17 protein-coding genes are annotated in these 17,543 nt (G+C 62.5%); 6 read left to right on the top strand and 11 right to left on the bottom strand.

All coding sequences use genetic code 11. The features are described 5' to 3' along the window. Nucleotides 1-131: 131 nt before the first annotated feature. The 4 genes from BM026_RS12230 to BM026_RS12215 are packed head-to-tail and all read left to right on the top strand — an operon-like array spanning nt 132 to nt 3,953. Entirely contained in the window at nt 132-1,994 is a 1,863-nt protein-coding gene (locus tag BM026_RS12230) for a phytase (protein ID WP_093528683.1), read from the top strand. Nucleotides 1,995-2,041: 47 nt separating this feature from the next. Further along, complete coding sequence (tolQ, locus tag BM026_RS12225; RefSeq protein WP_092245680.1) at nt 2,042-2,734, top strand: protein TolQ; 693 nt, start codon at nt 2,042-2,044, stop codon at nt 2,732-2,734. A 14-nt stretch (nt 2,735-2,748) separates the two neighbouring features. Continuing rightward, entirely contained in the window at nt 2,749-3,195 is a 447-nt protein-coding gene (gene tolR / locus BM026_RS12220) for a protein TolR (protein WP_071490102.1), read from the top strand. Then, entirely contained in the window at nt 3,192-3,953 is a 762-nt protein-coding gene (locus BM026_RS12215) for an energy transducer TonB (RefSeq protein ID WP_093528680.1), read from the top strand. Before tolR ends, BM026_RS12215 begins: the two co-directional genes overlap by 4 nt. Before the next feature lie 7 nt (nt 3,954-3,960). Here BM026_RS12215 and BM026_RS12210 read toward each other — a convergent pair whose 3' ends face one another. The 8 genes from BM026_RS12210 to BM026_RS12175 all read right to left on the bottom strand — a co-directional run bounded on the left by BM026_RS12210 (nt 3,961) and on the right by BM026_RS12175 (nt 12,698). Beyond that, nucleotides 3,961-4,902 carry a D-isomer specific 2-hydroxyacid dehydrogenase family protein gene (locus BM026_RS12210; protein WP_071490100.1) on the bottom strand — a complete coding sequence of 314 codons (942 nt, stop codon included), beginning with the start codon at nt 4,900-4,902 and terminating at the stop codon, nt 3,961-3,963. Further along, nucleotides 4,899-6,077 carry an acyl-CoA dehydrogenase family protein gene (locus BM026_RS12205; protein ID WP_093513654.1) on the bottom strand — a complete coding sequence of 393 codons (1,179 nt, stop codon included), beginning with the start codon at nt 6,075-6,077 and terminating at the stop codon, nt 4,899-4,901. Before BM026_RS12205 ends, BM026_RS12210 begins: the two co-directional genes overlap by 4 nt. Continuing rightward, entirely contained in the window at nt 6,074-7,423 is a 1,350-nt protein-coding gene (locus BM026_RS12200) for an LLM class flavin-dependent oxidoreductase (protein WP_093513653.1), read from the bottom strand. The genes BM026_RS12205 and BM026_RS12200 overlap by 4 nt, the downstream gene beginning before the upstream one ends. A 12-nt stretch (nt 7,424-7,435) precedes the next feature. Beyond that, on the bottom strand, nt 7,436-8,410 hold the full coding sequence (locus BM026_RS12195) for an ABC transporter substrate-binding protein (protein ID WP_092245671.1): 975 nt from the start codon (nt 8,408-8,410) through the stop codon (nt 7,436-7,438). 150 nt (nt 8,411-8,560) lie between these two features. Further along, nucleotides 8,561-9,286 carry a hypothetical protein gene (locus tag BM026_RS12190; protein WP_093528677.1) on the bottom strand — a complete coding sequence of 242 codons (726 nt, stop codon included), beginning with the start codon at nt 9,284-9,286 and terminating at the stop codon, nt 8,561-8,563. A gap of 9 nt (nt 9,287-9,295) precedes the next feature. Next, a complete protein-coding gene (locus BM026_RS12185; RefSeq protein WP_139217552.1) occupies nt 9,296-10,177 on the bottom strand; it encodes a hypothetical protein in 882 nt (293 codons plus the stop codon). Between the two features lie 329 nt (nt 10,178-10,506). Further along, a complete protein-coding gene (locus BM026_RS12180) occupies nt 10,507-12,090 on the bottom strand; it encodes a rhodanese homology domain-containing protein (protein ID WP_093528675.1) in 1,584 nt (527 codons plus the stop codon). Then, complete coding sequence (locus tag BM026_RS12175) at nt 12,087-12,698, bottom strand: cysteine dioxygenase family protein (protein ID WP_092245660.1); 612 nt, start codon at nt 12,696-12,698, stop codon at nt 12,087-12,089. The genes BM026_RS12180 and BM026_RS12175 overlap by 4 nt, the downstream gene beginning before the upstream one ends. 217 nt (nt 12,699-12,915) lie before the next feature. Here BM026_RS12175 and BM026_RS12170 point away from each other — a divergent pair, with 217 nt between their 5' ends. Both BM026_RS12170 and BM026_RS12165 read left to right on the top strand, forming a co-directional pair. After that, on the top strand, nt 12,916-13,821 hold the full coding sequence (locus BM026_RS12170) for a LysR family transcriptional regulator (protein WP_071490094.1): 906 nt from the start codon (nt 12,916-12,918) through the stop codon (nt 13,819-13,821). A 107-nt stretch (nt 13,822-13,928) separates the two neighbouring features. Further along, nucleotides 13,929-14,726 carry a class II aldolase/adducin family protein gene (locus BM026_RS12165; RefSeq protein WP_092245657.1) on the top strand — a complete coding sequence of 266 codons (798 nt, stop codon included), beginning with the start codon at nt 13,929-13,931 and terminating at the stop codon, nt 14,724-14,726. A gap of 53 nt (nt 14,727-14,779) precedes the next feature. Here BM026_RS12165 and BM026_RS12160 read toward each other — a convergent pair whose 3' ends face one another. The 3 genes from BM026_RS12160 to BM026_RS12150 all read right to left on the bottom strand — a co-directional run bounded on the left by BM026_RS12160 (nt 14,780) and on the right by BM026_RS12150 (nt 17,414). After that, nucleotides 14,780-15,862, bottom strand: coding sequence for an LLM class flavin-dependent oxidoreductase (locus BM026_RS12160; protein ID WP_092245654.1), 1,083 nt, complete (start codon nt 15,860-15,862; stop codon nt 14,780-14,782). Nucleotides 15,863-16,236: 374 nt separating this feature from the next. Next, complete coding sequence (locus tag BM026_RS12155) at nt 16,237-16,545, bottom strand: hypothetical protein (RefSeq protein ID WP_093513644.1); 309 nt, start codon at nt 16,543-16,545, stop codon at nt 16,237-16,239. 146 nt (nt 16,546-16,691) lie between these two features. Continuing rightward, entirely contained in the window at nt 16,692-17,414 is a 723-nt protein-coding gene (locus BM026_RS12150; protein WP_093528672.1) for a pirin family protein, read from the bottom strand. Nucleotides 17,415-17,543: the final 129 nt, after the last annotated feature.

Here is a 17,543-nt window from a genome sequence, read left to right as displayed (position 1 = left end):
CCAATGTGGGAGGGGGCTTGCCCCCGATGGCTGTGGCCCAGCTGGCATCTGTGTTGACTGACACACTGCTATCGGGGGGCAAGCCCCCTCCCACATTGGATCTCCATTGTTTTTGACGGATTGAGCCGTACATGAAGATTTCCAAGCTGTACCTACTAATAGCCTTGACCCTCTGTGCGCCGGCAATGGCCACGGACCTGGCCCTGACCCCTTGGGCACCCAGCCTCAATGCCGAGGCCATGGCCGTGCTGAGCAGCACCGAGCGCCTCACCGCCAGCACCCGCAACGGCCTGCAACTGCTCGACGCCAAAGGCACCGAACTCGCCCGTTTCAACGGCAACTTCAGCAGCCTCGACACCCGCGCTGCAGGCACCCAGGTACTGGTCGCCAGCCTCGACAACGACCGCCAGCAAGCCGTGCTGATCAACCTTGACGCGTCCGCCAAAACCTTTGGCACACCGCTGTACCTGCCCGCTCGCGACTACCCGGTAAACGGCCTGTGCCTTTATCGTGACGGCGCCGCCCACCTGTTTGTGTTCCTGGTGGGTGAAGAGGGCAAGGGCGAGCAATGGCTGGTGGGCAATGGCGCCACACTGCTCAGCGAACCCCAGCGCGTACGCGGTCTGCCGTTGCCGCCGTCGGCGCAGTTCTGCCAGGTGGATGACACAACCCATCAGTTGGTGGTGAATGAACAAAACGTCGGCTGGTGGGCCTACCCGGCGCACCCGGAAGCCGAGGTCAAGCGCACGCCGGTAGCGCTGTTCGACAACCCCAGGCGTGAAGCGGGCGCCATGGCGCTGGTGCCGGGCGGGATGGTCGCCCTCGATCCGAAGACGGCCCAGTTGCACCTGTTCCAGCACACCGGCAAGCGCTGGGTCGAACAATCGAGCCTGACGCTGCCAGGCCTCAAGGAGCCGGAACAACTCAGCGTCAACGGTCAGCAACTGCTGGTGCGCGATGACGACAATGGCAAGCTTTACCAGGGCAGGCTTGACTGGAAAGCCAAACCCGTGACGGCTGGACCGGTACTGCCGGAAGTCGCCGCTGTACGCCAGACCGACCCGGTCGGTCGCCAGGGCGACGCGGCGGATGACCCGGCGATCTGGGTTCACCCCGCGCAACCGGAAAAAAGCCGCGTACTCGGCACCAACAAGAAGCAGGGCCTGCTGGCCTACGACCTTGACGGCAAGCTGTTGCAGGAGCTGGCGGTGGGCCGTCTCAACAATGTCGACGTACGCCCCGACTTCAAGCTCGGCGCGCAGACTGTCGACCTGGCCGTGGCGAGCAATCGCGATCACAACAGCCTGAGCCTGTTCAGCATTGACCGCCAGAGCGGCGAACTGCGCGAAGCCGGTGAAGTGCCGACACCGCTCAAGGAGATCTACGGTATCTGCCTGTACCAGCCCGCCAGTGGCGAGATCTACGCGATCGCCAACGGCAAGGACGGCACCTTACTGCAATACCGCCTCAGCGCACCGGATGGTCGTGTGCAGGGCGAGTTGGTGCGCCAGTTCAAGGTCGACAGCCAGCCCGAGGGTTGCGTGGCCGATGACCAGCGCCAGCGTCTGTTTATCGGGGAAGAAGACGTCGGTGTCTGGGCGGTGGATGCGCGTGCCGACCAGCCGGCCACCCTCACCAGCGTGATCAAGGTTGGCCCGCAGCTGCACGCCGATGTCGAGGGCCTGGCGTTGTACCAGAGCGACAAGCGCGACTACCTGGTGATCTCCAGCCAGGGCAATGACAGCTACCTGGTGCTGGATGCCGAGCCGCCGTTCGCGACCCACGGTGCCTTCCGCGTCGGCCTGAATGCGCCGGCCGGGATCGATGGAGCCTCGGAAACCGATGGCCTGGAAGTCACCGCCCTCAACCTCGGCGGGCCGTGGAGCCAAGGCATGCTGGTGGTGCAGGACGGGCGCAAGCGCATGCCCGAGCAGACCCAGAACTTCAAGTTGGTGCCCTGGGTCGAGGTGACTCGCGCGCTGAAGTTGCCCTGAGCCGTCATCACCTGGTCATCACTTTTTTATCGAATAGGAGCTTCACCATGCACGCGACGATGGAACATATGACGATCTGGGGCTTGATCAGCGACGCCAGCCTGTTGGTCAAGGCGGTGATGATCACCTTGCTGCTGGCCTCCTTGCTCAGTTGGTACCTGATCATCCAGCGCGGCAGTGTGCTGCGGCGCCTGGAGCGCCAGTTGAATGGCTTTGTGCAGCGCTTTCGTGCTGCGCCGGACTTGCAACCGCTGTACCGCGACACCGTGCAGGCGGGCGAGGGCGGTATTGCGCCGATCTTTATCGCCGGCGTTCAGGAATACCAGCACCTGCACAGCCATGATCCGGCGGTGCTGGACGGTGTCGAGCGCGCCGTGCAGGTGGCGATCACCGAGCAGGAAATCGAGTTGGAAAAAGGTCTGCAATTCCTCGCGACGGTGGGTTCGGTCAGCCCCTACATCGGCCTGTTCGGCACCGTATGGGGCATCATGAATTCGTTCATCGGCCTGTCCCAGGTGCAGCAGGCCACGCTGTCGACGGTCGCGCCGGGCATCGCCGAAGCGCTGATCGCCACGGCTATCGGCCTGTTCGCGGCCATCCCGGCGGTGATCGCCTACAACCGCTTTGCGGCACGCGGCCAGACCTTGCTCACCCGTTACTACGCCTTCGGCAACGAACTGCAAGTACGCCTGCACCGCACGCTGCGCGGCACGTCGAGCCACCTGGCCGTGGCCGCCTGAACAGGAGCGATTTCATGTTAGCAAGGCCGCAACGCAAGCACGGGCCCAAGGCCGAGATGAACGTGGTGCCCTATATCGACGTGATGCTGGTGCTGCTGGTGATCTTCATGGTCACCGCACCGATGCTCACCCAGGGCGTGAAGATCGAGCTGCCCAAGGTCGCCGCCGAGGCACTGGCCACCGACACCCGCCAGCAGATCCTCACGCTGTCGGTGAAGGCCGATGGCGGCTACTACTGGAACCTCGGCGGTGAACTCGACACCCGGCACCAGACCGACAGCGCGGTGACCCTCGACGAAATGGGCGCCAAGGTCATGCAGGTGGTGGCGGCGCGCAGCGACACCCAGGTGTACATCCGCGCCGACGATAACGCCGGTTACGGCCGTGTGGTCGCGGCCATGGCGGTGTTGCAGAAGGGTGGGGTGAGCAACCTGGGGCTGGTGACCGAGGCCCCGCAATGACGGCGATGATCATGCACAGTCCGACGCTGACGATGCCTTCCCGGAGGCCTTCCGGATTCTGGCGAAACAGTTTGGCGGCCAGCCTGGCGGTGGCGCTGCATGTGGGGGTGTTGGCCGCATTGATGCTTGGCTGGTCCACGGAAGTACCGCCAGTGGAGGCCCCCAGGGTGATGCGTACCCAACTGGTGATGCTGCCGGCGGCGACAGCTCCAGCTCCAGCTCCAGCGCCTGAACCGGTGGCCGTCACACCCCCGGAGCCCGTCGCGGTTCCCGTACCGGTAAAGCCCACGCTCGATCCGCAGATCCAGGCGCGCAAACTCGAAAAGGCCGCCCTGGCGCGCAAACGCGTCGATGAAAAACAGCAGGAGCAGCAACGGCTGGCCACTGAACAGCACAATCGTGAGCAGGCACAACAGCGTGCTGACCAGCAGCGCCTGGCCGCTGAAACAGCGCGGGCCGCGACACCGGTTGCGGCACCGGCGTTCGACAGTCGCCAGTACCAGCCCTTGAGCAAGGAAGCGCCGGACTACCCCGAGCGTGCCCTGGACAAAAACATCGAAGGCGATTGTTCGGTGGAGTACACCGTCAACACCCAGGGCCGCGTGGAAAACCCCAGGGTGCTGGACGGCTGCCATCCGCTGTTCATGCGGCCATCACTGGCGGCGGCGAATACCTTCCGTTACCAGCCGAGGATCGTCGATGGCAAGGCTGTTGCGGTGCCGGCGGTGCGCAATACCTTTCATTACCGCATCAAGTAAGCGGCGATCAATTGGCACGGTTGTACAGCTCAACATTGGCAGCATACCGCGCCAGGTTCGCCAGGAACGTATCGGCGATTTCCTCCTTGCTGCGGGTGGAAATCGCCGAGGTGTGCGGCGACAGCCTTACCCGCGGATGGGTGTACAACGGATGCCCCAGCGGCAATGGCTCCGGCTCGGTCACGTCCAGCGACGCCAAACCAACCTGCCCATTGTCCAGCGCTTGCAGCAACGCCTCCTGATCCAGCAACCCACCCCGTGCGATGTTGATCAGGTGCAACCCCGGCCTGGCGCTGGCGAGGACGTCGCGGTTGATGATATGCCGCGTGGCCTCGGTCAGCGGCGCCGCCACCACCAGGTGATCGGCTCTGGCGAACAGGTCGTGGATGTCCCTGGCGGCTTCCACGCCTGCGCTGAACGGCGCCGGGCTTTGACGCAGCGCCACCACCCTGATGCCCAGGGCCAGGGCCTTCTGCGCCAGGCGTTCGCCAATCGCTCCAAACCCCAGGATGCCCAGTGTGGTGCCCTTGAGCGGGCGCAGCGGGGTGAAGTGCCACTGGTCATCCTTGACCCAGATGGCCGGCAGGTGCTTGGACGCGGCAAAGATCGCCGCCAGGGCGAATTCGGCCAGGTTGTCGGCGGCGCTGCCACGCGATGTCGTCACCGGAGGGCCGTTGAACAGCCACTGCGGGTAGAAGTCGATGCCCGACGACACCAGGTGCACCCACTGTGCGCCATAGGGCCAACCGGGTGGCGGAGTGTCCGGGGCGGTGTAGCCGCGCACGTTGATCGGGCGCAGCAGCAGGATATTCGCCTGGGGCGGCAGGTCGCTGGGCACCCCGACGGGCACCCCGATCACCTGGGCTTCGGGATGGATCGACGCCAGGCGCTGGCGGATCACCTCGTTGTAATCCTCGTCCAGCTGGCTGGCGATAATCACCTGGCTCATGTGCGCTCCTTGTGGCGTTGGGCGAAGGCGGCCTTGCCGACACCTTGTAATACCGCGTCGTTCTGTGGGGTATGCACGCGGCTGCACAACACGTCGCGGTAGTGCCGTTGCAGCGGGCTATGGCGCGACAGGCCAGGGTTGCCCGAGGCTTCGATGGCCAGCTCCACGGCGCGGATCGCGTTGTTCGTTACCAGGTACTTCAATTGCGCGGCGTTGGCGGCCGGGGTGTGGCCCTCGGCAGCAGCGTCGAGCAGGCTGCGATTGGCAAACAGCAGGGTGTCGATATGTCCAACGGTTTCCTGGAAGCGTGGCAGGGTCGACAGCGCCGCACCGAGGTTGGACGGTTGGCGCTCCTCCAGCCAGTTCACCAGCCAGTCCCGGGCGGCCTGGGCCACGGCGTCGTACACCGAGGACAACAACACTGACATCCACAGGAAGCCCTCGGGGTCCAACTCTGGCGCCGGCGCACTCCAGGGGCTGACGCTGACAGCGTGGTCCAGCGGCACCAGCACGTTGTCGAGCACCACTTCATGGCTACAGGTGGCGCGCATGCCCAGGTGGTCCCAGGTGTCGATGATGCTCACGCCGGGGCTGGCCTTGGGCACCAGCCAGGCGCCCACCAGCGGGTCGGCGTCGTCACTGCGGGCCCACACGCTGAACCAGCTCAGGCCGTGGCTGCCGGTGGAGTAGATCTTGCGCCCGCTGATGCGCCAGCCCTCGGCGGTGCGCACGGCGGTGGTCGCCGGCAGCCCGCCACGGGCCGGGGTGCCGAGGTCGGGCTCGACGCGCAGGGCGTTGATCAAGGCGCCATTGCGCACCGCGTCTACGGCCACTTGCCTGCGCAGGTGCGCGGGCCAGGTCTTGCTGTCTTGCAGGCGGGTGTGTTGCAGGTATTGCATCACTAGGATCAGCGCAGTGGACGGCTCGCCCTTGGCAATCGCACTGATCGCCTTGCGTGCCTGGGACAGGCTGGCCCCGCCGCCGCCCAGGGTCTTGGGCACGGTGAGGGCGAGCAGGCCGTGCTCGTGCAGCAACTTGAAGTTGGCGTGAGGGAAGGCGCCGCTCTCGTCGTAGAGATGGGCGGTGCTGGTCAGCTCGGTGGTGAGGCGTTCGAGCAAGGCGTCGAAGTGGGCGACTTCCACGGAGCGCAAGGAGGGCTGCGAGGATTGGCTCATGCCAGCGCCTCTTGCTGCGCTTCAACCTCGGCGGCGACGCTGTAGCGGTTCACCGGCACCTCCAGGCCCAGGTTGTCGCGCAGGGTCTGGCCGCTGTATTCGCTGCGCAGCAGGCCGCGTTGTTGCAACACCGGCGCCACCAGTTCGGTGAAGTACTGCAAGCCATCCGGCAGCACCGAGTTGATGATGAAACCGTCACTGGCACCGCGCTTGAACCAGGTCTGGATCGCATCGGCGACCTGTTCCGGGGTGCCGACAAAATCACGTTTGGGCCGCGAGAAACGCAGGGCCACTTCGCGCAGGGTCAGGCCTTCGTCCCTGGCCAGTTGCTTGATGCGGTCGGAGCCGCCTTTCTGGCTGTTGGACCCCAGGTCCCCCAGTTCCGGGAACGGCGCGTCCAGCGGGTATTGGCTGAAATCGTGGTCATTGAACGGGCGGCCGAGGGCGACGATGGCATCTTCCACGGTGACCAGCTCCACGGCCTGCTGGTAGCGGCTTTCCACTTCGGCCTCGTCGCGGCCGACAATCGGGCGGATGCCCGGCAGGATCGACAGGCTTTGCGGATCGCGGCCAAAGCCCTTGGCGCGGCGTTTCAGGTCTTGGGAATAGGCCAGGCCTTCTTCGATGCTGTCCACGTGCACAAAGATCGCATCGGCGTTCTGCGCCGCGAAGTTGCGCCCGTCTTCCGAGGTGCCGGCCTGGAAAATCACCGGCTGGCCCTGGCGCGAACGCGCGATGTTCAGCGGGCCTTTCACCGAGAAGAAATCGCCCTTGTGGTTGAGTGCATGCAGCTTGCCTGGGGCGAAAAATTCGCCGGACTGTTTGTTGTAGGTGAAGGCATCGTCTTCCCAGGAGTCCCACAGGCCCTTGACGGTATCCAGGTGCTCCTTGGCGATGCGGTACCGCACGGCGTGGGGCGGGTGCTCGGCCTTGCCGAAGTTGTCGGCGGTGCCGCTGAGCCACGAGGTGACCACGTTCCAACCGGCGCGACCGCCGCTGATATGGTCCAGGGACGCGAACTGGCGCGCCACCTGGTAGGGCTCGGTGTAGCTGACGGTCACCGTGGCGACGAGGCCGATATGTGTGGTGATTGCGGCGAGTGCCGACAGGATCGTCAGTGGTTCGAAGCGATTGAGGTAATGCGGGCTGGACTTGGCGTGGATATGCAGGCTGTCGGCGATGAACACGAAGTCGAACTTGGCGGCTTCGGCCAATTCAGTCTGCTGCTTGTAGAAGCCGAAGCTGGTGCTGGCATTCGGTTGGGCCTGCGGGTGGCGCCATTCGCCCCAGCCGTGACCGACGCCATGGACCATGGCTCCCAGTTTCAAATGACGTGGCTTGCTCATGTGCTGCTCCTTTTAGCGCGAGGCTTGGTTGAAGGGGACACGCTTGGCGTTGAAGCTCTTGTCGAAGCCCTGCGATACGTCAATGTGCTTGAGCAGCAGGCCTTCCTGTTGATAGGTGTCGGCGGTCGCTTGCAGGCCGCTGATCACTGCGTCGTCGATCGTGACCGGGTTCAGGCGGGTGTCCTTGGCCACCGTCACATGCACGTCCAGCGGCAGGCCGGTGATCCTGGCCTGGGCGGCGGCGTATTCATCGGGGTGGGTGTTGGCCCAGGCATAGGCACGGTCAACGCGGGCGACAAAGTCGTCGAGCTGCGGGCGCTTGTCGGCGATGGCCTGGCTGGTGGCGGCAAGGTACAGGTGGTTGCTCAGCAGTTTATTGCCACTGACCAGCACGCGTGCCTGGCTTTGCGAGGTCACTACGGTGGTGTATGGGTCCCAGGTGGCCCAGGCGTCGGCGGTGCCGTTATCCAGCACCAGGCGTGATTCGCTGGGCAGCAGGAAAATGAACTGCACGTCCCGGGTGGTCAGGCCGGCGGTGGCCAGGGCCTTGATCGCCAGGTAATGGCCGATGGAACCGCGCCCGGTGACGATCTTCTTGCCCTTGAGGTCGGCAACGGTCTTGATCGGTGAGTCCTTGGGCACGACCAGGGCGGTGGTGTTGCGCCCTTCGGAGTGGATGATGCTGACCACCTTGAGAGACGCACCGGCACCGAGGGCGAACACGTACGGCGCATCACCGAGGGCGCCGATGTCCACGGCACCGGCGTTGAGTGCTTCGCCCAACGGTGAGGCAGACGGGAATTCCGACCACTGGATTGTGTAAGGCACGTTCCGGGTTTCGCCGGAGGCTTCCAGCAGCGCCTTGATCGTCGATTTCTGGTTGGCCACCCGCAGCGGTTGCAGGTCGGCGGCAGCGGCGCTGCCGATCAGGCCAAGGGCGAGGGCGGTGCCCAGGAGCAGGCGTTTGAAAGGGAGGGTAATGACCATGGGATGCAGGCTCCAGGCAGATCAAGTCAGGGTTCGATTACCTCCGCCTGGAGAAGGGGTCGGTGAGTGATTTAACACTATTCCTATAAAAAACTGATGTGAAGTTCTTTTTGGTTATATCGTAATTATTGAAAAAGCTGATGACATTTATTATTTATTATTTTTATCATGCATTTTATATTCGGATTTTCGGGTGGCATACACTCGAAAATAAACGGCAATTCGCAGGCCTGCGGTGATGCGCTTGAGGCTGCAGTGGGGAACGGTCCCGAGGAGGAGAAAGATGTACCCGCATGGCCCAAGCACATTTTGAGCATGCGGATCGCCCACGAGGCAGGCATCGCTAATGGCGACAAGGTGTGCTGACAATGCGCAGCCCTCAGTACCGCTTGCCAGGAGCTGAGCGACCTGGTCCGCCTGTCTGGGCCAGATAGTCAGTGCTGCGTCGTCCGGGATCAGCACATCGTCCAGGTAGACCCCTATGATCGCGGTCGGCAGGTCTGGGTGTTGCGTCAACGCGCCCTGTTCAAGTCCGTCAAGATGAGGTGAGGTAGCCAGCCCTGCGGGTTCGCGCACGGCGATTTGCGGGCGGCCAAACGAGCGCTGTTCATCGAGATGGGGAAGCACCGGTCGTAGTCGTTCCTGTACCAGATGCTGTAATCGATTGAGTGGGGTTGTGTCGTGCAAGCCGCGCCGCCAAGCTTGACTGCTGATGTCCACCAGCTCGCGACAGGCTGTGGTGTAGGCGACTTCCCGTCGTTGGGCAGGCGTTGCGCCAAGGGAATAGTGCTCGACGATCTCTTGGCGCAGCGCCTGGACAACGTCGGCGGGTACGCGCTCACCCAGGACAGAAAACGGATTCGACCCGGTAGCCATAAGCGGCCCTCATTTTGTCGTTCCAGTGCCGATCTGGTTAACGAAAGTCATCAGCTGCCGGGTGAAGGTCTCGGCAGATAACCAGCTTTTATCCAGCGCACCGAGGTAATGGTAGGCGCTGCGAATCAATCCCGGTTGTGTGAGAAGGGCGGCCACTTCATCGAGGTGCTCGTAGAAGAGCGGATAGTCGATGCCGAGGTATTCTTCGAGAGCGGGATGTCGGTTGACTACGATAGGAGTATTGCGCGCGATGGCTTCAATGACGGTGTTGCTGGCGGAAACATCCAGGTATTCACAGAACACCAGGTTGTGGGCGAGCAAGCTATCGTAGGACGGATTGTCGAGCGGCTCGATCACCTGGACATCACCGATCAGCGGGCGGTGTCGGGTCGGTGACAGGTTGTCGATTCGTTGCAGGGCGTTGTGTACCCAGGGGCGATCTTGCAGTAGATGCACCTTTTTGTAGTCATCCGGTACGCGCAGCTGATAAATCGCCCGGCTGTTGCGGCAATACCAGCCCACTTGCACGATGGTCTTGGTCGCCTGCTGTTCCCATTGGTTGATGGAAAACTGTTGGTCGGGAATTTCAGTGGGGTGCTTGAGTACCTTCACTGGAACGACCAGCTCCTTTGCCAGCCAATCGCCGAGGGTGGTACTCAACGTCACAGCGCCGGCCAGGTGCTTGAGGCTGTTGCGAAAGGTGGTTTTTTGAAAGATCACCGATGGCACGGCGCTGGGGTCGTACCAGTGGGGCACGTGGCGTGGGTGATGAAAAATTCCGATCCAGGGTTCGTGCCACTCCTGCGTGGAGCCTGGGTGTTGGAAGGTGCGCTCGACAAAGTCATCCAGCAGCATGCCGGCAGGTCGTTGGCATTGGCGAAGATGATCCATGACATGGCGCCAACCCGAGCGGTGACCGCAATGTTCGGGAGCACCCATCTGTTTCAGGTGCAGAGGTAGTTTGATACCGAGATCATTGTTCTGGATGCTGAAGAGCGCTGGGGTGTCCGCGCAGTGCAGGTGTGCGGCGGCGGGCTTTGCCTGTTCTGACCTGTTCATTGATCAATGCTCCATGCCAATCATCCTGTTTCGCTTCCTACACTAGTATCTCCCGATGGACTTGGAAAGGTGTGAGAGGGGGGCAGCCCCGGCCACAAGGGATCGCGTGCTCATTGGTCGCCGGGGTGACCTTGCACGCTCGAGGCTGCGCGGTGGGCGGGTCAGATCACATAGAAACCGTGGGTGCCGTCGCGTGCCAGCTGGTCGACCAGGCCGAATTCCCAGTCAAGATAGGCCTGCATGGCTTCCCTGGGGTTGTCGGTGCCTTCGTACGGGCGGCGGTAGCGGTCGATACGCGGCGAGGCCAGGTGGGTTTCGCCTTCTTCCAGCGGCAGTTGCGCATTGATCCAGCCGGCGGTGCCGTCCTGCAGCAGGAACACTGGCTTGCCGGTAAGGGCTTCGACTTCAGCCACCGCCAGGCGCGCCAGTTGGCTGCTGCCGCAGGTCAGCACGTAGCGCTGGGCGGCGGGCACCTTGGCCAGAGCCTGGGGCAGTTGCGCACGCAGTACCCACCAGGCTCCGGGGATATGGCGCTTCACGTAGTTGGCGCTGGCGGTGAAATCCAGTACCGCCGTGTCGCCATGGGCCAGCCAGTCGGCGAGGGTCGAGGGGCTGATCGGTTCGGCCTGGGGCGGCGCCGGCACCGGCGCGACCCAGGTACCTTGCTCGCTGAAGTGCTCCGCTTGCAGGTCATCCAGCACATGCACTTCCCAGCCCAGTTGGGCCAGCCAGGACGCAGACATGTTCGCGCGTACGCCGTCGTCATCCGCCAGCACCAGCCGCGCACCGCGCACGCTGGCAACGTGATCGGTTTCCTGCACCAGTTGCCCGCCCGGTGTGGAGCGCGCGCCTGGCAGGTGGCCGGCTTCGAATTCTTCCGGGGTGCGTACATCGAACAGGTAGGTGGTGCGTGTGGTGTCCTGCTGCCAGGTACGCAGGTCGCTCAGGGTGGCACGGCCCACGCGGGCCCTGTCGGCCACGCGGCGTGCATCGATGGCGGCGGCCAGGCGATGCTCCTCGCTGGTCGGCGCAAAACGTCGAGATTGGCCATGGGCAAGCTTCTGCCCGGCCAGGGTCCAGCCGATGGTGCCGTTGCGCAGGGCCGACACCGGGTTGGCCACGCCGGCATTGATCAGCGACTGAGTGCCGATAATGCTGCGGGTACGCCCGGCGCAGTTGACGATGATGCGGGTGGCCGGGTCCGGCGCCAGTTCGCGGGCGCGCAACACCAGTTCGGCCCCCGGCACGCTGATGCCGGTGGGAATGCTCATGGTCTGGTATTCGTCGAAACGCCGGGCGTCGAGCACCACTACGTCAGCCTGGCTGTCGAGCAGCGCCTGCACCTCTTCAGCGGCCAGGGACGGCGTATGGCGTTCGCTTTCCACCAGTTCGCCGAACGCCTTGCTCGGTACGTTGACGTCGATGAACAGCTCGCCACCGGCCTTGCGCCAACCGTCCAGGCCTCCTTCAAGCAGGCTGACCTGGGTGTAGCCCAAGGCAACCAGGCGTTCGGCAGCGCGGGCAGCCAGGCCTTCACCATTGTCATACACGGTGACCTGGGTATCGCGCCGCGGAATGCGCGCATACACCTCCAGTTCCAGCTTGGACAGCGGGATGTTCGCGGCAAACAGTGGATGGGATTCGGCGAACGGCGCTTCTTCGCGCACATCGATCAGGGCGACTTCTTCTTGGTCCAACAGGGCTTGGCGAATCCGCGCAAAGCTGCGGGTGGAGAGGGTGGTCATAGGGCAGGGCTCTTTTCTTTGGACAAATCCCAGATATTCGGGAGAAAGGCGTTGGAATAACCGGAGATAAACAGTTTCTCGCTGCCGTCGGGCTGGTACACCGCGCGGCGCACCGCACCGATATTGGCGCCGTACACATGGATACTGATGGACACCTGGTCGCTATGGGCGTTGCTCACCTGGTGGATGTCGCCGACCTTGGGCGACACCGCTTCAACCTGGCCCGGCACCAGCCGTATCGGCTTGCCTTCAGCCACCAGGCTGCCGTCAGGGGCGCGTTCAAACCCTTGGGAAAACTCTGAGCCGCGCAGCATGCCAATCAGGCCCCATACCCGGTGGTCATGGATCGGTGTGCTTTGCCCCGGCCCCCACACAAAGCTGACGATGCTGAAACGCTGGCGTGAATCGGCATGCAGCAGGAACTGCTGGTAGCGCTCGGGATCGGGTTGGGCGAATTCGTCGGGAAGCCAGTCGTCATGGCTGACCAGTTGCGCCAGCAGCTTGCCGCCACGGTGCAGCAGGTCGCCTTCGCGTGGATTACCGTCGATCAATTCCGCCAGGGCGCCTATGAAGGCTCTGAGTCTCTCGGGGTGTCGGGCCTGGGTCATGACAGTTCCATCGTGTGGTCGGTGGTGATGGGTTTATCTAAGCATAATGTTTATAGTTAATATGCTATTTTTTAATGATTAGCTTATAGCTGAAGGTAATTTAGAACTGGTCTGAATAGCGTTAGACGTTATCGATCACAGCGCGGGCTATCCAGGCGGCTTTCCTGCAACTATGCTTCGCACACATCTTAATGACTGTTCTCTATGTGCGGCCCAAATGAAAATTGACGACATCGATGCCTTTGTCGAAGTGATTCGTTGCCAGTCCATCAGCCACGCCGCCGAGTCGTTGCAATTGACCCAGCCGGCCATTACCCGTCGCGTGCAGAACTTCGAGCAGGCATTGGGGGTGGAGTTGTTCGACCGCAACACCAAGCCCCTCAAGCCCACGTTGATCGGCACCCGCGTCTACGAGCAGTGCCGGTTGATCCTGCGCGAGATGGACGCGCTGCGCGAATTGGTAGCCACCGATGCGCCCCCCACTGGCCTGTTGCGCCTGGGCGTGCCGCAGACCATCGGCGACGTGGTGCTGCTGGATGCCCTCAAGCACCTGCGCACCGAATACCCCGACCTGCGTGCCCAGGTCGCTACGGGGTGGGGCAGCCAACTGGTGGGCAAGATCGAGCGCGGCGAGCTGGATGCGGCGGCGGCGTTGTTCCCGGCGGGCAAGATTTTCCCGGACAACATCGTCGGCGAGTCCATCGGCAAGATGGAACTGGTGGTGGTGTGCGCCAAGGCGCAGTTGCCGAAGAAACCGTGCAAGCTGGCGGATGTGTACCAGAACGGCTGGGTTCTCAACCCGGATGGTTGCGGCTTCCGCGCCGGTCTGCAGCGCACCTTGTCTGACCAGGGCCTGGCGTTGCGGGTCAACCTGGAAACCTTCGGCACCGAGCTGCAATTGGGCCTGGTGGCGGACGGCCTGGGCCTGGGTTTGGTGCCGCGACCGTTGCTGGAGCGCAGCGCCCATCGCGAACACCTGGCGGTGATGCCGCTCAAGGACTTCAAGCCGGTGATGGACCTGTGGCTGATCTATCCGCACTTCCTGGGCAACCTGCAGGGGCCGGTGGATGCGTTTGGCAAGCTGGTCGCTGCCTCGTTGCACAAGATCAAGGAGGCTGCATGATATGAAAAAAAATAATAATTAGCTTAGATTAAAATGTGCTTTTTATTATTTTTTTGCATCCCCTAGGCTTGCCTGGAAGTCCTTAAGGCCATCCAGGAAGTTTTGCCATGAGCAGCGTCACCTCGATTTCCAGCGTTTCCAGCAACACCGTCCGACAACGCGTCACGCCAGAAGAATGGGAAGTACGCGTCAAGCTGGCCGCCGCCTATCGTCTGGCGGCCTTGTACAAGTGGACCGACCATATCTATACCCACTTCTCCGCCCGTGTGCCGGGCCCGGAGGAGCATTTCCTGATCAATGCCTTTGGGCTGCTGTTCGATGAAATCAGTGCGTCCAACCTGGTCAAGGTCGACCTCGACGGCACTATCGTGGATGACCCGACGGGCCTGGGCATCAACTACGCCGGCTATGTGATCCACAGCGCCATCCATGGCGCGCGTCACGACCTGCAAGCCGTGCTGCACACCCACACCCGCGACGGCATTGCGGTATCGGCGCAAAAAGACGGCTTGCTGCCGATCTCCCAGCACTCCATCGGTTTTTCCGGGCGCGTGGCCTATCACGGTTATGAAGGGATTGCCCTCGACCTTGACGAGCGCGAGCGGTTGGTCGCTGACCTGGGCGACAAAAGTGTGATGATCCTGCGCAATCATGGGTTGTTGACCGCGGGCGTCAGCGTAGAGCATGCGTTTCAGCAACTGCAGCAACTGGAGCGGGCCTGCAATATCCAGATTGCAGCCCAGGCAGCGGGGAATGCGCAATTGATCTTCCCACCGCAGGAAGTGGTGGGCAAAGTCGAGCAACAGGCCAAGGCGCACGCCAGCGGCGAAGGTCCGGGCGTGGCGCGGCATTGGAATGCGCTGGTCCGGCAGTTGGAGCGTAGCGATACCGACTACAAAAACTGAGCTTGATGTGGGAGAGGGCAAGCCCCCCTCCCACATTGGTTTTTGTGTTTTTCTCAGGCTACTTGTTGTGCCTGTTCGCGTTCTGCGATCAATTGGCGGGTGAGGGGGATCAGGCGCTTGCCGTAATCGATCGCATCATTGAGCGGGTCGAACCCGCGAATCAGGAACGTGGTGATCCCCAGGTCGTAGTAATCCACCAAGGCTTCCGCGACCTGCTCAGCGGTGCCCACCAGCGAGGTGGAATTGCCCTGTGCACCGAGCAACCCGGCAATCCCGGTCCACAAGCGCTTATCCAGCCGGGCACCTTGAGCCGCCGCGGCGAGCAGGCGGCGCGAGCCTTCGTTGGGCGGTTCACGCCGCACAAAGCCGTTTTTCTCGGCCAGCTCGGTCGCCTGCTGCAGGATGCGCTCGGCCCGGGCCCATGCCAGCTCTTCGGTCTCGGCGAGGATCGGCCGCAACGACAAGCTGAAACGGATCGTACGCCCATGCCTGGCTGCTTCGGCGCGTACCTGGGTCACGATCTCGCGCACCTGCTCGTAGGTTTCGCCCCACAGCGCATACACGTCGGCATGCTTGCCCGCCACTTCGATTGCGGCTTTGGACGAGCCGCCGAAATACAGCGGGATATGCGGCTGCTGCGGCGACTTCACCGTGGAGTGCGCACCTTCGACCTGATAGTAGGTGCCCTTGAAGTCGAAGGGCTGTTCGCTGGTCCATTCCTGGCGTACCACGCTCAGGTATTCGTCGGTGCGGGCGTAGCGTTCGTCCTTGCCGATATGGCTGCCATCGGCGCGCAGTTCGCGGTCGTCACCGCCGGTGATGATGTGCACCGCCGTACGCCCACCGTTGAATACATCAAGGGTGGTGAATTGGCGCGCGGCCAGTGTGGGCTGGGCGAAACCGGGGCGATGGGCGATGAGAAATTGCAGCCTGGTGGTCACGCTGGCGGCGTGGGAGGCGATCAGCGTGCTGTCCGGGCTGTTGGAGTGGAAGGCCACCAGGGCACGGTCGAAACCGGCCTCTTCGTGGGCGCGGGCCACGCTCTCGACATAGTCGGGTTGCAGGGTAGGGCCGCTGCGCGGATGGATCTCGGAAGCGTGATGGCCGCCAATGTAGCCGATGAATTCGATGCTCATGGTCTGTCCTTGTCTTGGGTGTGATTACCACCTCCACCGGGCAGGGGGTCGGTTATTCGCGTCCAAAGTAGGGGCAGGGGCGGGGTCTGTAAAATGCCGATTGGTTCTAACCTAATTATTAAAGTGTGGAATTATCCAACTGATTGGATATCAATTAATTGCATTTTTAATGTCCGGGCGAATTATCCACCGGTTTTGCATGCGCCAAGGCTGACCTTGGATAACGTTGTATTGTCCCCGGCACTGAAGGCCTGGATCTTAACGGGTCGGTGTCGCCTATTCGGTGGTCGCGCCGATCAGGTCCATCAAGCGCCCGCAGACGAAAAAAAACCGGCTGATCAGGCCGGTTTGGGGTTCCCGCAAACAGCGCGGGATTATGCGTTGTTGCCTTGCAGACGATCAGCACCGCCTTCGGCCAGGCCACGTTCCTGCAGGCGATCAGCACCACCTTCGGCTACGCGGTTACCTTGCAGACGGTCAGCACCACCTTCCGCGACACGGCGTTCCAGCAGGCGATCCGAACCACCTTCGGCAACACGGTTGCCTTGCAGGCGGTCGGCACCACCCTCGGCGACGCGGCTTTCAATCAGGCGATCCGAACCGCCTTCAGCCACGACCGGGTGGGCAAAAGCATTGGCAGCGAGTACCGAGAAAGCGAGGCTAAGCAAGATTTGGCGTTTCATGAGAGTGTGCTCCGAGTGTGTTGGTTGGGGTGTTGCCTGGTATGGGGTTGATGTTACGCGTTGCATTTTTCAAGAGAACTTCATTGGGCTGATGGTGACTATCGACGCCAGCGATGGCTCGTTTTTGCGAGCCATCGCGGGGCCGGTCATGGCATCTGCGGCAGTTCCTGCGGGCGCAGGTCGAACACCAGCACCTCGGCATCTTCACCGTGGCTCAAGCGGATCTGCCGCTCATCCCGCACCCGGGCGCCGTCGCCTTCGCGCAAGCGCTGGCCGTTGATTTCAACGCTGCCCCGGGCCATATGGAGGTACACATGGCGATCGGGCGGCAGGTCCAGGGTCGCGGTTTCATCACCGTTGAACAGCCCGGCATACACCCGTGCGTCCTGGCGCACGCTGAGGGAACCATCGGCACCGTCCGGCGAGATGATCAACTGCAGGCGCCCACGCTTCTGGGCCTCGCTGAAGTGTTCCTGCTGGTAGCGCGGTTCGGCACCGGCCACGGCAGGCACGATCCAGATTTGCAGGAAGTGCACGCCACGGGTCTGGCTGTGGTTGAACTCGCTGTGGGCCACGCCGCTGCCGGCGCTCATCAGTTGCACATCGCCGGGGCGGATCACCGAGCCGGTGCCCAGGGTGTCCTTGTGTTCCAGGGCGCCTTCGAGCACATAAGAGAAGATCTCCATATCGCGGTGTGGGTGCTGGCCGAAACCTTTGCCGGCGGCGACACGGTCATCGTTGATCACCAGCAGGTCGGAAAACCCCTGTTCTTGCGGGTTCCAGTAGTTGGCGAACGAGAAGGTGTGGAACGACTTCAACCAACCGTGATTGGCGGCGCCGCGTTCGGAAGCTTTGCGAAGGGTCAGCATGGCCTTGTCCTCAAGTGAGAGCGGGCTGCGGGATGCAGGGCTCTTGCGTTGAGAAGAAGGTTAATGGTTACTGGAATATTCATTAAGAAGATGAAAACTGAATTACTGTCGCTTTAAAGTTGACAGTTT

Source organism: Pseudomonas sp. NFPP24 (genome assembly GCF_900112095.1).
Taxonomy (GTDB): Bacteria; Pseudomonadota; Gammaproteobacteria; order Pseudomonadales; family Pseudomonadaceae; genus Aquipseudomonas; species Aquipseudomonas extremorientalis.
Note: the sequence above shows the minus strand (reverse complement) of the source record. Positions and strands in the feature narration are given on the sequence as shown.

Excerpts from the sequence above, each read along its gene's own strand:
- BM026_RS12230 (WP_093528683.1), top strand. The coding sequence starts at position 132 with ATGAAGATTTCCAAGCTGTACCTACTAATAGCCTTGACCCTCTGTGCG.
- tolQ (WP_092245680.1), top strand. The coding sequence starts at position 2,042 with ATGCACGCGACGATGGAACATATGACGATCTGGGGCTTGATCAGCGAC.
- tolR (WP_071490102.1), top strand. The coding sequence starts at position 2,749 with ATGTTAGCAAGGCCGCAACGCAAGCACGGGCCCAAGGCCGAGATGAAC.
- BM026_RS12215 (WP_093528680.1), top strand. The coding sequence starts at position 3,192 with ATGACGGCGATGATCATGCACAGTCCGACGCTGACGATGCCTTCCCGG.
- BM026_RS12210 (WP_071490100.1), bottom strand. The coding sequence starts at position 4,902 with ATGAGCCAGGTGATTATCGCCAGCCAGCTGGACGAGGATTACAACGAG.
- BM026_RS12205 (WP_093513654.1), bottom strand. The coding sequence starts at position 6,077 with ATGAGCCAATCCTCGCAGCCCTCCTTGCGCTCCGTGGAAGTCGCCCAC.
- BM026_RS12200 (WP_093513653.1), bottom strand. The coding sequence starts at position 7,423 with ATGAGCAAGCCACGTCATTTGAAACTGGGAGCCATGGTCCATGGCGTC.
- BM026_RS12195 (WP_092245671.1), bottom strand. The coding sequence starts at position 8,410 with ATGGTCATTACCCTCCCTTTCAAACGCCTGCTCCTGGGCACCGCCCTC.
- BM026_RS12190 (WP_093528677.1), bottom strand. The coding sequence starts at position 9,286 with ATGGCTACCGGGTCGAATCCGTTTTCTGTCCTGGGTGAGCGCGTACCC.
- BM026_RS12185 (WP_139217552.1), bottom strand. The coding sequence starts at position 10,177 with ATGGATCATCTTCGCCAATGCCAACGACCTGCCGGCATGCTGCTGGAT.
- BM026_RS12180 (WP_093528675.1), bottom strand. The coding sequence starts at position 12,090 with ATGACCACCCTCTCCACCCGCAGCTTTGCGCGGATTCGCCAAGCCCTG.
- BM026_RS12175 (WP_092245660.1), bottom strand. The coding sequence starts at position 12,698 with ATGACCCAGGCCCGACACCCCGAGAGACTCAGAGCCTTCATAGGCGCC.
- BM026_RS12170 (WP_071490094.1), top strand. The coding sequence starts at position 12,916 with ATGAAAATTGACGACATCGATGCCTTTGTCGAAGTGATTCGTTGCCAG.
- BM026_RS12165 (WP_092245657.1), top strand. The coding sequence starts at position 13,929 with ATGAGCAGCGTCACCTCGATTTCCAGCGTTTCCAGCAACACCGTCCGA.
- BM026_RS12160 (WP_092245654.1), bottom strand. The coding sequence starts at position 15,862 with ATGAGCATCGAATTCATCGGCTACATTGGCGGCCATCACGCTTCCGAG.
- BM026_RS12155 (WP_093513644.1), bottom strand. The coding sequence starts at position 16,545 with ATGAAACGCCAAATCTTGCTTAGCCTCGCTTTCTCGGTACTCGCTGCC.
- BM026_RS12150 (WP_093528672.1), bottom strand. The coding sequence starts at position 17,414 with ATGCTGACCCTTCGCAAAGCTTCCGAACGCGGCGCCGCCAATCACGGT.